This is a genomic window from Corynebacterium timonense (assembly GCF_900105305.1).
Classification (GTDB): Bacteria; Actinomycetota; Actinomycetes; order Mycobacteriales; family Mycobacteriaceae; genus Corynebacterium; species Corynebacterium timonense.
On sequence record NZ_LT629765.1, the window covers coordinates 200,766 to 213,061 of the forward strand.

At 67.2% G+C, this 12,296-nt stretch carries 13 protein-coding genes; 10 read left to right on the forward strand and 3 right to left on the reverse strand.

The genetic code is table 11. From position 1 onward, the window contains the following. Positions 1-134 precede the first annotated feature (134 nt). Complete coding sequence (locus tag BLT81_RS00995) at positions 135-707, reverse strand: hypothetical protein (protein ID WP_019193434.1); 573 nt, start codon at positions 705-707, stop codon at positions 135-137. A gap of 609 nt (positions 708-1,316) precedes the next feature. Between BLT81_RS00995 and BLT81_RS01000 the strand changes: the two genes are divergently transcribed. From BLT81_RS01000 to BLT81_RS01020, 5 genes are read left to right on the forward strand one after another with little or no spacing between them, the layout of a single operon-like run. Beyond that, positions 1,317-2,609 carry an adenosylmethionine--8-amino-7-oxononanoate transaminase gene (locus tag BLT81_RS01000; RefSeq protein ID WP_040420710.1) on the forward strand — a complete coding sequence of 431 codons (1,293 nt, stop codon included), beginning with the start codon at positions 1,317-1,319 and terminating at the stop codon, positions 2,607-2,609. Positions 2,610-2,613: 4 nt separating this feature from the next. Then, the gene (locus tag BLT81_RS01005; RefSeq protein WP_019193432.1) at positions 2,614-3,771 is read left to right on the forward strand and encodes an 8-amino-7-oxononanoate synthase; all 1,158 of its coding nucleotides are present in this window, start codon (positions 2,614-2,616) and stop codon (positions 3,769-3,771) included. 9 nt (positions 3,772-3,780) lie between these two features. After that, the gene (gene bioD, locus BLT81_RS01010) at positions 3,781-4,500 is read left to right on the forward strand and encodes a dethiobiotin synthase (protein ID WP_019193431.1); all 720 of its coding nucleotides are present in this window, start codon (positions 3,781-3,783) and stop codon (positions 4,498-4,500) included. 42 nt (positions 4,501-4,542) lie between these two features. After that, the gene (locus BLT81_RS01015; RefSeq protein WP_040420708.1) at positions 4,543-5,031 is read left to right on the forward strand and encodes a methylated-DNA--[protein]-cysteine S-methyltransferase; all 489 of its coding nucleotides are present in this window, start codon (positions 4,543-4,545) and stop codon (positions 5,029-5,031) included. A 6-nt stretch (positions 5,032-5,037) separates the two neighbouring features. Next, positions 5,038-5,787 (forward strand): fructosamine kinase family protein, encoded by a 750-nt coding sequence (locus BLT81_RS01020; RefSeq protein ID WP_040420706.1) that lies wholly within the window; start codon positions 5,038-5,040, stop codon positions 5,785-5,787. Positions 5,788-5,794: 7 nt separating this feature from the next. Here BLT81_RS01020 and nadE read toward each other — a convergent pair whose 3' ends face one another. Next, positions 5,795-6,631: an ammonia-dependent NAD(+) synthetase gene (nadE, locus tag BLT81_RS01025; protein ID WP_019193428.1), complete on the reverse strand. Its 837-nt coding sequence runs from the start codon at positions 6,629-6,631 to the stop codon at positions 5,795-5,797. Positions 6,632-6,780: 149 nt separating this feature from the next. Here nadE and ykgO point away from each other — a divergent pair, with 149 nt between their 5' ends. From ykgO to nrdE, 4 genes are all read left to right on the forward strand, one after another. Beyond that, a complete protein-coding gene (gene ykgO, locus BLT81_RS01030; RefSeq protein WP_012732041.1) occupies positions 6,781-6,903 on the forward strand; it encodes a type B 50S ribosomal protein L36 in 123 nt (40 codons plus the stop codon). A gap of 318 nt (positions 6,904-7,221) precedes the next feature. Next, the gene (nrdH, locus tag BLT81_RS01035) at positions 7,222-7,452 is read left to right on the forward strand and encodes a glutaredoxin-like protein NrdH (RefSeq protein ID WP_019193427.1); all 231 of its coding nucleotides are present in this window, start codon (positions 7,222-7,224) and stop codon (positions 7,450-7,452) included. A gap of 62 nt (positions 7,453-7,514) precedes the next feature. Continuing rightward, a complete protein-coding gene (nrdI, locus tag BLT81_RS01040; RefSeq protein ID WP_019193426.1) occupies positions 7,515-8,051 on the forward strand; it encodes a class Ib ribonucleoside-diphosphate reductase assembly flavoprotein NrdI in 537 nt (178 codons plus the stop codon). Between the two features lie 13 nt (positions 8,052-8,064). Then, the gene (gene nrdE / locus BLT81_RS01045) at positions 8,065-10,230 is read left to right on the forward strand and encodes a class 1b ribonucleoside-diphosphate reductase subunit alpha (RefSeq protein ID WP_019193425.1); all 2,166 of its coding nucleotides are present in this window, start codon (positions 8,065-8,067) and stop codon (positions 10,228-10,230) included. Positions 10,231-10,237: 7 nt separating this feature from the next. On the opposite strand, the gene BLT81_RS01050 is transcribed toward nrdE, so the two are convergent. Continuing rightward, positions 10,238-10,936 carry a FadR/GntR family transcriptional regulator gene (locus BLT81_RS01050; protein ID WP_019193424.1) on the reverse strand — a complete coding sequence of 233 codons (699 nt, stop codon included), beginning with the start codon at positions 10,934-10,936 and terminating at the stop codon, positions 10,238-10,240. 194 nt (positions 10,937-11,130) lie between these two features. On the opposite strand from BLT81_RS01050, the gene nrdF reads away from it, so the two are divergent. Further along, positions 11,131-12,129: a class 1b ribonucleoside-diphosphate reductase subunit beta gene (gene nrdF / locus BLT81_RS01055; RefSeq protein WP_407918947.1), complete on the forward strand. Its 999-nt coding sequence runs from the start codon at positions 11,131-11,133 to the stop codon at positions 12,127-12,129. The last annotated feature ends 167 nt before the right edge of the window (positions 12,130-12,296 follow it).

Sequence of the window (12,296 nt, forward strand, 5' to 3'; positions counted from 1 at the left end):
TGCGCAGACGCAGCGAAGCAGTGCCATAAAATAACATGTAGATCAGCGTAGGCGGCCCCGTTGCCGATCGGCAAGCGAACACTCGGCTACGCGTTAAGAATGCGCAGATCCGTATCATCACAGGCGCAACTGGTTTAGCGCGTAGCGGCGATCCGCTTCTCCCAGTACCTCTCCGCGTCCTCGATCTGTGCCTTCAGCTCCGGATAGTCCGGGTGCTCGGGGCGGTTCGGCAGTTGCAGGCCGAGAAACAGCCTCCGCTCGAACAGCGCGTCCGCCAGCATCAGGAACCTGGGGGACTCGTCCTCCCACAGCTCCCACACCGCGTCCTGGGCCTCCTGGCTCGCCTGAATGTTCTCCGGGGCCTTCCACCACCCGTCCGGGTCGCGCAGCGCCTGAAAGTGAGGACTGTCCTCCTCGTCCTGTTCCGCCTGCCGTGCGACGATCTCCTGCGTCAGCGGCACCAGGTACGCGCCCATGATCTGGTCAGTCGCCAGCTGTTTCGACTGGGCGATGATGCTGCCGCGCTGCGGCCCGTCCGGCCACTCTCCCGTTTTCTCCTTGTAGGCGTAGATTGCCGCCGTCTCGATCTCCGAGGCGCGGTCCTCCCACGCCTGCGTCATCTGCTCGTACAGCTGGTCGATCTGCTCCTCGGTCGTCTCCGGTTCGTAGGCCGTCAGCGTCGCTTCCACGTCCGCTCGATGAATCATCTGCTTCTCCTCGCAGGTCAAAAATGCTGAGTTGATTGGTGTCCGGTATCGGACGTTGTGGGCGATCTTCTGATTGAAGCTTAGTGCGGACTCCGGGCTTTGTGCCTGAATGCGGTTAGAGGGGTGGGATTGTTCGGAAGGCTACTTCTCTGGTTCGGGCCGCGTTACGCACGCCTGGGCCGTGAAAGGCGAGAGGTTTCCACTGATCGCCACGGGCTCGTTCGCACTCGAGACCTGACGCGCCCATGGCGTCCTCGCAATGGCGTGGGGTGTTTCCCCGTGGCGTTGCGTTTGCCCGGTGAATCAGAGAGAGACGTCGTTAACACCAGCAAAAAAGTACCCCCGGCTCCGCCGGCGAGCAGGACGGCATCTCGTCGATGTCTGGTTTCGTTCGTGGGGAGGGGTCGAGCCGGTACATCGATAGGGCGACAGCGATTGTCCTGTCGATGAGCAGGGGTTCGCCAGCGCCGCAGAGATCGTGGTGCGGGATTACCGATCTCGGCGGTCAAAGTGGGCAGAAGCACGAGTGAGAACGCCGTTTTTCGTCGGTGCCGCCGTGAGATGTCGGCCAGGCCCGGCGACCGCGCCGCGGCCGGTAGACTACACGGAATGTCCGACACCCCGATGAGCACGAACGACCTGCTCGACGCTGACGTGCGGCACGTGTGGCACCCCTACGGGGGCTTCCCGGCTTCGACGCGCCCGCTGCCCGTCGCCTCAGCCGAGGGGGTTCGCCTCACGCTCGAGACAGGGCAGGAGCTTATCGACGGCATGAGCTCGTGGTGGTCAGCCATCCACGGCTACCGCCACCCCCACCTCGACGCTGCAGCCCACGCGCAGATCGACTCCTTCAGCCATGTCATGTTCGGCGGGCTTACCCACCGCCCCGCCGTGGAGCTGGCGCAGCGGCTCGCGGCGATGGCCCCCGGCGACCTGGACAAGGTGTTCTTTGCGGACTCGGGCTCGGTCGGCGTCGAGGTGGCGATGAAGATGGCGCTTCAGTACCAGCGCTCCCGCGGGTGGACGCGGCGGACGCGGCTGGCCACGTGGCGCGGCGGCTACCACGGCGACACGCTCAACCCGATGAGCGTGTGCGACCCGGAGGGCGGCATGCACGCGATGTGGTGCGGGGTGGTCCCGGCCCAGGTGTTCGCCGGAGAGCCGCCGGCCCAGTGGGACGAGCGGTACGCGGCCGGGCTCGCCGACCTGGTGCGCAGCCGCAGCGACGACCTGGCCGCCGTGATCGTGGAGCCGGTCGTGCAGGGCGCCGGCGGGATGCGCTTCCACGATCCCGCTTACCTGCGCGTCCTGCGCCAGGTGTGCGACGAGACCGGTGTGCTGCTCATCTTCGACGAGATCGCGACGGGCTTCGGCCGGACGGGCACGCTGTTCGCCGCCGATCACGCGGGTGTTGTGCCCGACATCATGTGCGTGGGCAAGGCCCTGACCGGCGGGTACGTCACGCTCGCGGCGACGCTGACCACCGCGCACATCGCCGAGGTCATCAGCGCGGGGGAGGCCGGCGGGCTGGCGCACGGCCCGACGTTCATGGCCAACCCGCTCGCCTGCGCGATCGCCGGCGCGTCGCTGGACCTCATCGAGGAGGGGGCATGGCGCACCCAGGTCCCGCGCATCGAAAGCGCTCTGCGCCGCGGGCTCGCGCCTGCGGCGGAGCTGCCCACCGTCGCGGAGGTGCGGGTGCTGGGCGCGATAGGGGTGATTGCGCTTGAGTCGGACGTCGATATGCAAGCCGCGACGGACGCGATCACGGGGGAGGGGGTGTGGCTGCGGCCCTTCCGCAACCTCATCTACACCATGCCGCCCTACGTCTCCTCCGACGAGGACATCGCCGCGATCTGCCGCGGTGCGGTGGCGGGGGCGCGGGCTCACGTATCGTCCTAAGGCTATGGAAAACATGGAGAACACCGTGTACGCCCGCGCCGCGTCCCTCGACTGGCTCGACGCGGCGGCTGAGGCGCGCGAGCGCGCGGGCCTGACACGCACGTTGCGCCCGCGCGGTGCGCGCGGCAGCCTGCTCGACCTCGCCTCCAACGACTACCTGGGCCTGGCGGGCCACCCCGAAGTGCGGGCGGGGGCGCGTGCCGCCGTGGAGGCATGGGGCGCGGGGGCCACCGGGTCGCGCCTGGTCACGGGCACGACAGAGGAGCACGAGCTGCTGGAAACGGAGCTCGCGGGCTTCCTCGGCCACGAGTCGGCGGTGGTGTTTTCCTCCGGCTACCTGGCCAACCTGGGTGCGGTGGGCGCGCTCGGCGGGCGGGGCACGCTCATCGTCTCCGACGGTGGGGCGCACGCCTCGCTGATCGACGCCTGCCGCCTCTCCCGCTCCCGCATCGTGGTCACTCCCCGCGGCGATGTCGCCGCTGTCGAGGCCGCGCTCGCGCAACGCAGCGAGAAGAGGGCGCTCGTGCTCACGGATTCGGTCTATTCTGCTGACGGCGCGCTCGCCCCGGTTGCGCAGCTTTACGCGGTGGCGCGCGCGGCGGGGGCCGTCTTGCTTGTCGACGAGGCCCACGGCCTCGGGGTGCGCGGGGAGTCGGGCCGTGGCTGCGTGGCCGAGCTCGGCCTGGCGGGGCGCGAGGACCTCGTGGTCACAGCGACGCTGTCGAAGGCGCTGGGGGCCCAGGGCGGCGTGGTCCTGGGCTCACGCAGGCTGCGCGCACACCTCATCAACACCGCGCGTCCCTTCATCTTCGACACGGCGCTGGCCCCCGCGGCGGTGGGGGCGGCGCGGGCGGCGCTCGCGGTCGTGCGCCGCGAGCCCGAGCGGGTGGGCCGCCTCCACGAGGTGGCTGGGGCGCTCGCGCGGGCCGCCGGGGCCGAGGCTTCCGGCTCGGCCGTCGTCTCCGTCGTCTTCGGCGACCCGGAGAAGGCCACCGCGGCCCGCGACGCGGCTTTCGCACGAGGCGTGGCCGTCGGCTGCTTCAGGCCGCCCTCGGTGCCCGAGGGGACGTCCCGCCTGCGCCTGACGGCGCGCGCCGACCTGAGCGCCAAGGAGATCGCGCTGGCCAGCCGGGTGCTCCGCGAGGTCACGGCCGGGGTTTAGGCTGAGGGGATGACGCAACCGACCTACATCGTGGTGTCCGGCACGGGCACGGAGATTGGAAAGACAATGGTTACGGCCGCGCTCGCGGCGCTGGTCCGCTCTGCGGGGGCCCGCGTCGGCGTGGCCAAACCCATCCAGACCGGGCTGCTGCCGGGGGAGGAGGGCGATTGCCAGCTCGCCGCCCGCATGGCTGGTGCGGACGCGGCGTTTGAGCACCGGCGCCTTATCGAGGCGCTCGCCCCCGAGACCGCGGCGCGCCGGGCGGGCGAGGCGCAGGCCACCGTCGCGGAGCTCGCCGACGCGGTGCGCGCGTGGGCCGAGGCGCCAGGCGCCGGCCTCGACGTCGTCGTTGTCGAGGGGGCAGGTGGTATCCTGGCCCGGCTTGGCACGGACACGACCATCCTCGACGTGGCGCGTGTGCTGGCTGCCCCGGTTGTCCTCGTGACCACGCCGGACCTGGGCACGCTGTCGACGACGGAGCTGGCCACGCGGTACCTGCGTGACGCCGGGCTGGAGTGCCTCGGGCTGGTGCTGGGCACGTGGCCCGCGGCGCCCGCCGAACCCACCTTGGCGCAGCGCTGTAACCGCGAGGACCTCCCGCGCCTGACGGGCACCCCGCTCGTCGGAGCGCTGCCGGACGGAGCTGGGCGGCTCGCGCCGGACGAGTTCACTACCCGCGCGCCGGAGTGGTTCGCGCCGGGCTTTCGCGACTCGTTGGTAGCACCCTAAAGAGGTTCCCTCTGACTCTGGGCGCGCCTATACTTTTGCACCATGAAAATGCATTCATGGACGGTCGTACATACGCCCCTCGGGGACCTCATGTTGGTCCGTTCCGAGACCGGCTTGGCCCGCGTGTTTTTCGAGTCCGAGGACTTCGAGCTCCGGCGCGCCGAGCTCGGTCTCGACGGCCCGGCCACCGCGTACCCGGAGGCAGAAGAACAGCTCGGCGAGTACTTCGCGGGCGAGCGGCGCGCCTTCGACCTCCCCCTCGACTGGGGCGAGGGGGACGGGTTCCACCGCCAGGCCCAACGGGCCCTTGCGGACATCCCCTACGGCGAGACCCGCAGCTACGCGGAGTTCGCCACGTATCTGGGCAACCCGGCCGCGGTGCGCGCCGTCGGGGCCGCCTGCGCCGCCAACCCCCTGCCCGTCGTCTCGCCGTGCCACCGCGTGCTGCGCAGCGACGGGTCGCTCGGCGGCTACCGCGGCGGCCTGGAGATCAAGCGCGCGCTCCTCGACGTGGAGGCTGGCGTACGGTAGCGGGGTATGACCCGAGGATTCACCAAAACTGCAAGCGCACCAGGCGCCGCCGCAGCGGAAGCCGCCGGTTTGCGGTGGCTGCGCGAGGGCAGCGAGGCGGTCGTCGAGGTGTACGCGCTCGACGAGGACGCCAACACGCTCACCATCGAGCGGGTGGACTCCGCTCGGCCGACGCCCGAGGACGCGCGGCGCGCCGGTCGTGAGCTCGCGGCCATCCACGCGCGCGGCGCCGCCGCCTTCGGGGCGCCGCCGGAAGGCTGGGAGGGGCCGAACTTCATCGGGCGGGCCCAGCAGGAATGCACGCCGACGGCCAGGTGGGCCGAGTTCTACGTCCACCAGAGGGTGTTGCCCTTCGTGGAGAAGGCGGAGCGGACGCACGGGGCCACGTTGGACCTGGTCAAACGCGCGTGTGAGGCGCTGGAGGCGGAAGACGAGGATGCCCCGCTGGCGCGCATCCACGGCGACCTGTGGGCGGGCAACCTGCTGTTTTCGCCGAGCGGGCCGCGGTTCATCGACCCCGCGGCGCACGGCGGGCACCCGTTGACGGACATCGCGATGCTGGAGCTGTTCAGCGCCCCGTTTGTCGAGGAGATCTGCGCCGGCTACCTCGAGGTCGGCGACCTCGGGCCGCGGTGGCGCGAGCGCATCCCCATCCACCAGCTGCACCCGCTCGCGGTGCACGCGTACACCCACGGGCCGTCCTATAACGCCCCGCTCGTGGAGGCGGCGCGGCGCTGCCTCGAGATCGTGGGGTAGGCCCGCGCTAGCGCCACCAAGAGTCGCGGGGGCCGGGGGGAAGGTGGCGCTTGTGCTGGCCTGAGGCCCAGAGCTGCTCCAGGCGCTCGCGCGCCTCATCGGGGACGCGCCCGCCCTCGAGGTAGTCGTCGATGTGGGCGTACGTGACGCCGAGGGCGTCCTCGTCGGGTAGCGCGGGGCGATCCTCCTCGAGGTCGGCGGTGGGCACCTTCTCCCACAGCGCGGGGTCGGCGCCGAGGTAGGCCAGCAGCGCCGCGCCCTGGCGCTTGTTCAGCCCGGCGAGCGGGACGAGGTCGGCGGCGCCGTCGCCGAACTTGGTGAAGAACCCGGTGACGTTCTCCGCCGCGTGGTCGGTGCCCACGACGAGCAGCCCGCGCTCGCCGGCGATGGCGTACTGCGCGGCCATGCGCAGCCTCGCCTTGATGTTGCCCTTGTTAAAGTCGCCGAGTGCGCCTACCCCGAGGGCGTCCGCGACCGCTGAGGACAGGGCGGTCGTGGCGGCCTCGATGTTGACGGTGATGCGCTCGTCGGGCTGGATGAACTCCAGCGCCGCCTGCGCGTCCGCCTCGTCGGCCTGCTCCCCGTGGGGCAGTCGCACTGCGACGAACGTCGCATCCGTGCCCTGCGCGCGCCGCTTCTCGACGGCCATCTGGGCGAGCCGGCCCGCCAGCGTCGAGTCCTGGCCGCCCGAGATGCCCAGGACAAACCCCGATGCTCCGGTCGCATCCAGGTAGTCGAGGAGGAAGCCAACGCGGGCGTCGATCTCCGCTGCCGGGTCGATCGTGGGGGAGACGCCGAGGGCGTCGATGATCTGTGTCTGCAGGTTCTCGCCGTGGGAGGACATGGGGCCATCCTAGCGCGGGCGCGTGCGCGGCATTTTGAGCGTAAGGGCCCATCGGGTAATATGGCCTGCCGTGTCGCGACTCGACCCCGGCGGCGGGGTCGGGCCGCCTGCCAAGATGGAACCTGACCAAGACAAGAAAGGAGCGCCCGATGAAGGTCCGCAAGTCGCTTCGGTCGCTGAAGAACAAGCCGGGCGCCCAGGTTGTGCGCCGCCACGGCAAGGTCTTTGTGATCAACAAGAAGGATCCGCGTTTCAAGGCTCGCCAGGGCTAGTCTCGCCGGCTTCCGCGCCCCGCTTCTCCGCTGTGGAGGGGCGGGGTTTTGCGTTTCGGCGCACGCGAGAACACGAGAACACGGCGCAGAGATACTACAATTCCGGGCTCAGGAGGGTGTGCGCAGGCGGCGGTGGTTATAGCGAACTACATGTGGGTGATTCCGGGGTGCTGTCCTGGGAATATCACGGTTGTAACTACTACATATAGTGCCTGTTGCTAAGTTGGGGCACAAAGTATAGTGTCGAGGGGGTACAACGCCGACGGGTTCGGCGGGGAGAAACGACAGTCCGCTTCGCAGAGAAAGAGCCAACAGGTTATGTCCATCACCGTTTACACCAAGCCCGCATGCGTCCAGTGCACCGCTACGAAGAAGGCCTTGGACAAGGCCGGTCTCGAGTACACCCTCGTGGACCTTTCCATCGACGACGAGGCCCGCGATTACGTCATGGCCCTGGGCTACCTGCAGGCTCCGGTTGTTGAGGTGAACGGCGAGCACTGGTCGGGCTTCCGCCCGGACCGTATCCGCGGTCTCGAGGCGGCCGCCTAACCTCCCGCCACCCGCGAAGCCGTCACGCCTGGGGCGGCTTTTTTATATGAGGGAGCCCGCGCATGCTTATCGTCTACTTTTCCTCGGCCACGGAGAACACAAAGCGCTTCGTGGACAAGGTGGGCCTGCCCGCAGCGCGCATCCCGCTGCGCCGCGCCGACGACGAGCTTCGGGTCACTGAGCCCTACGTGCTCATCTGCCCGACGTACGGCGGGGGAGCGTCGATCAGCCGCGGCAACACGCGGCCCGTGCCGAAGCAGGTGATCCGGTTCCTCAACGACGAGCACAACCGCAGCCTCCTGCGCGGTGTGATCGCGGCGGGTAACTCGAACTTCGGGCCGGACTTCTGTCTGGCCGGGGATGTAATATCGGCCAAGTGTAAGGTCCCCTACCTTTTCCGTTTCGAGCTCATGGGGGCGGAGGGCGACGCGGCGCACGTGCGCGAGCAGCTCATCGCCCACACAGAGCGGTTGGGGTTGGAGCCGTTGGCCGCTGGGGACGTCGACAAGCTTCAGGCGAAAGACGACGTCGCCACTACCGAAAGCGCGCGGCGCCTCGAGCGGCTGCGCGAGAAGTACAGCACGACACGAACAGCATAGGAGCGTCACCACAGTGTCCACCCCAACCACTGAGCAGCACGGCAAGGCCGTTCCAGAGCCCGCGGACCAGCTGGACTACCACGCCCTCAACGCCCTGTTGAACCTCTACGACGAGAACGGGCAGATCCAGTTTGACAAGGACCGCGAGGCGGCGAACCAGTACTTCCTCCAGCACGTCAACCAGAACACCGTCTACTTCCACGACCTGGAAGAAAAGATGCGCTACCTGGTGGACAACAACTACTACGAGTCCCACGTCATCGAGGCCTACGAGTGGAGCTTTGTCAAGGACACGTTCAAGCGCGCCTACTCTTACAAGTTCCGCTTCCAATCCTTCCTGGGCGCGTACAAGTACTACACCTCCTACACGCTGAAGACCTTTGACGGGCGGCGCTACCTCGAGCGCTTCGAAGATCGCGTGGCCATGACCGCACTCTTCCTCGCTCGAGGCAACGAGGGCCTCGCCACCGCGCTTGTCGACGAGATCATGACCGGGCGCTTCCAGCCCGCCACCCCGACCTTCCTCAACGCGGGCAAGGCACAGCGCGGCGAGCTCGTCTCCTGCTTCCTGCTGCGCATCGAAGACAACATGGAGTCCATCGGCCGCGCCATCAACTCCTCGCTGCAGCTGTCTAAGCGCGGCGGCGGCGTGGCCCTGTTGCTGTCCAACATCCGCGAGTCGGGCGCGCCGATTAAGCACATCGAGAACCAGTCCTCCGGCGTGATCCCGGTGATGAAGCTGCTCGAGGACTCCTTCTCTTACGCCAACCAGCTCGGCGCGCGGCAGGGCGCGGGCGCGGTCTACCTCAACGCCCACCACCCGGACATCCTGAGCTTCCTAGATACCAAGCGCGAGAACGCGGATGAAAAGATCCGCATCAAGACGCTCTCGCTCGGCGTTGTCATCCCGGACATCACCTTTGAGCTGGCCAAGCGCAACGACGACATGTACCTGTTCTCGCCCTACGACGTCGAGCGGGTGTACGGCGTGCCCTTCGCGGACCTGTCCATCACCGAGAAGTACGAGGAGATGGTGGAGGACCCGCGCATCCGCAAGTCCAAGATCAACGCGCGCCAGTTCTTCCAGACCATCGCGGAGATCCAGTTCGAGTCCGGCTACCCCTACATCATGTTCGAGGACACAGCGAACCGGGCCAACCCGGTGAAAACAGGCCGCATCAACATGTCCAACCTGTGCTCGGAGATCCTGCAGGTCAACTCCCCGTCCGTGCTCAACGAGGACCTGAGCTACGCCGAGATCGGCCACGACATTTCGTGCAACCTTGGCTCGCTGAACATCGCCATGGCGATGGACTCGGACAACTTCTCCCGCACCGTCGACACCGCGATCCGCGGCCTGACGGCCGTCGCCGATTCCACCTCGATCGACTCCGTGCCGCCCGTGCGCGAGGGCAACGACGCCTCGCACGCGATCGGCCTGGGCCAGATGAACCTGCACGGCTACCTCGGCCGCGAGCACATCGAGTACGGCTCAGAGGAGGGCCTCGACTTCACCAACGCCTACTTCGCGGCCGTGATGTACGAGGCGATCAAGGCCTCCCACGCCATCGCCGTGGAAAAGGGGGAGGCCTTCGAGGACTTCGCGGCCTCTGAGTACGCCTCCGGCGAGTTCTTCGACCGCTACGACCCGGCGGACTTCCAGCCGAAGACGGAGAAGGTCAAGGCGCTGTTTGAGAAGTCTTCGGCGGCCGTGCCGACGGCGCAGGAGTGGGAGCAGCTGAAAGCCGACGTCGCCCGCGACGGCATCTACAACCGGTACCTCCAGGCCGTGCCGCCGACCGGTTCGATCTCGTACATCAACAACTCGACCTCCTCGATCCACCCGATCGCCTCAAAGATCGAGATCCGCAAGGAGGGCAAGATCGGCCGCGTCTACTACCCGGCGCCCCACATGGACAACGAGAACATCGACTACTTCAAGGACGCCTACGAGATCGGCTACGAGAAGATCATCGATACCTACGCTGTGGCCACGAAGTACGTCGACCAGGGCCTGTCGCTGACGCTGTTCTTCAAGGACACCGTGACCACCCGCGACATCAACCGGGCCCAGATCTACGCGTGGCGCAACGGCATCAAGTCGCTGTACTACATCCGCCTGCGCCAGATGGCCCTCGAGGGCACGGAGATCGAAGGCTGCGTCTCCTGCATGCTCTAGGGCATGCTTAGCGACGCCCCGCGGGCCATCCCCCGAAGATCGTGTCTTCGAAGTCGTGCATGACCGTGCGCGACGCCCGCTCCGCAGCTTCGCGGTCGCCGGCGACAATCGCGTGGGCGACCTCGGCGTGTGCCTCGCGAGAGGCGTGGGAGGGGATCACCGGTAGGTCCCCGTAGACGGTGCGCGCTTCGAGCTGGGTCAGGACCGACGCCGCCAGCGCGGCGAACATCCGGTTGCCTGAGGCCTCGAGGACGAGCGTGTGGAAGCGCTTGTCGAGGTCAAGGTACATGGAGCGGACGAGGTCGGTGTCGGAGTCCGGGCGGGCAGCCAGCTCCTCCATCTTCTCCGCAAGCTCCGTCAGCTCCCGGGACTGCTCCACCGTGGCGTTGCGGGTCGCGATGCCCGCCGCCAGCGGTTCGACTGCGTACCGTAGCTGATTGAGCTCGAACAGCTGGCGCGAACGCTGGTTGCTCGCCGACCAGCGCCATTTGATCACCGCCTGGTCGAACACAGCCCACTCGCTTTCCGGCAGCACCCGGATACCCACGCGGCGCGAGGAAGTGACGAGACCGAGCTGCTCCAGGGCCCGCATGACCTCCCGCGCCACCGTGCGGGAGATGTTAAAGCGAGTGGACAGGTCGAGGAGAGTGAACGTTTCGTCCTCCCCAATCCGGCCGGAGACAATTTCCTGCCCAAGCTGGTCCAAAACAGTATCTAGCAGGGGCGGTACGCCGCCCCGGGGAGCACGCGACAGGGCCACGGGTACACCTCGTTTCTTCTATTCAAGCGTTTGGTTGTCTTTAAGGTTAACCCGGGTTCTGTTAAAAAGTTGCGTAAGTATCCCTTTTGCTCACTTTCGAGGGAGGGCGCCTCGCGGCGCGTACTAAGATGGGCCGCGTGATTGAGCACGAAGAGCACGAATACGACCCCTTCCTCGCCTCCCACCCTGGCCCCGCCAGGGCTATCAATTGGAACGATATCCCTGATGAGAAGGACCTCGAGGTCTGGGACAGGCTGACCGGCAATTTCTGGTTGCCCGAGAAAATCCCAGTGTCGAACGACATCCCGAGCTGGAAGACGCTCACCGCGGACGAGAAGCTCTCGACCATGCGTGTCTTTGCCAACCTCACGCTCTTGGACACGATTCAGGGCACCGTGGGTGCGGTGTCGCTGCTGCCGGACGCGATGACCCTGCACGAGGAGGCCGTGTACACCAACATCGCTTTCATGGAGTCCGTGCACGCGAAGAGCTACTCCAACATCTTCATGACGCTCGCCTCGACGCCCGAGATTAACGACGCCTTCCGCTGGACCGAAGAAAACGCGGAGGTGCAGCGCAAGGCGAAGATCATCGAGAGCTACTACCGTGGCGACGACCCGCTGAAGAAGAAGGTCGCGTCCACACTGTTGGAGTCGTTCCTCTTCTACTCCGGCTTTTACTTGCCTCTGAACTGGGCCGTGCGTTCCAAGCTCACCAACACCGCCGACATTATTCGGCTGATCATCCGCGACGAGGCGGTGCACGGCTACTACATCGGGTACAAGTACCAGGTGAACCTTCGCCGCGAGACGCAGCAGCGCAAGGACGAGCTGAAGGAATACACCTTCGACCTGCTCTACGACCTGTACGAGAACGAGATTCAGTACACCGAGGACATCTACGACCCGCTCGGCTGGACGGAGGACGTGAAGCGCTTCCTGCGCTACAACGCCAACAAGGCGCTCAACAACCTCGGCTACGAAGGTCTCTTCCCGGCCGACGAGACGAGGGTGTCGCCCGCGATCCTGGCGTCCCTGTCGCCGAACGCGGACGAAAACCACGACTTCTTTTCCGGGTCGGGCTCCTCCTACGTCATCGGCAAGGCCGAGGACACCCAGGACGACGACTGGGATTTCTAGATCCCCGCTCGCGTCCGCGCCTGGCGGACGGTCGACCACGAAGGGGGTAAACCGGCGCCGCGGGCGCCGCAGCTAGCCGGGGCAGCCAGCGCGCGCGCCGGGCACGGCCCCCCGTTTGTTGCCCCCGGGGTCTACACTCATGTCTGGAGCTCGCCTGTAAAGGCTGG

What these genes read in the sequence shown, in the direction of transcription:
- nrdH (WP_019193427.1), top strand. Translation starts at nt 7,222, where the DNA reads ATGTCCATCACCGTTTACACCAAGCCCGCATGCGTCCAGTGCACCGCT.
- BLT81_RS01005 (WP_019193432.1), top strand. Translation starts at nt 2,614, where the DNA reads ATGGAAAACATGGAGAACACCGTGTACGCCCGCGCCGCGTCCCTCGAC.
- BLT81_RS01000 (WP_040420710.1), top strand. Translation starts at nt 1,317, where the DNA reads ATGTCCGACACCCCGATGAGCACGAACGACCTGCTCGACGCTGACGTG.
- BLT81_RS00995 (WP_019193434.1), bottom strand. Translation starts at nt 707, where the DNA reads ATGATTCATCGAGCGGACGTGGAAGCGACGCTGACGGCCTACGAACCG.
- bioD (WP_019193431.1), top strand. Translation starts at nt 3,781, where the DNA reads ATGACGCAACCGACCTACATCGTGGTGTCCGGCACGGGCACGGAGATT.
- nadE (WP_019193428.1), bottom strand. Translation starts at nt 6,631, where the DNA reads ATGTCCTCCCACGGCGAGAACCTGCAGACACAGATCATCGACGCCCTC.
- nrdI (WP_019193426.1), top strand. Translation starts at nt 7,515, where the DNA reads ATGCTTATCGTCTACTTTTCCTCGGCCACGGAGAACACAAAGCGCTTC.
- ykgO (WP_012732041.1), top strand. Translation starts at nt 6,781, where the DNA reads ATGAAGGTCCGCAAGTCGCTTCGGTCGCTGAAGAACAAGCCGGGCGCC.
- BLT81_RS01020 (WP_040420706.1), top strand. Translation starts at nt 5,038, where the DNA reads ATGACCCGAGGATTCACCAAAACTGCAAGCGCACCAGGCGCCGCCGCA.
- BLT81_RS01015 (WP_040420708.1), top strand. Translation starts at nt 4,543, where the DNA reads ATGAAAATGCATTCATGGACGGTCGTACATACGCCCCTCGGGGACCTC.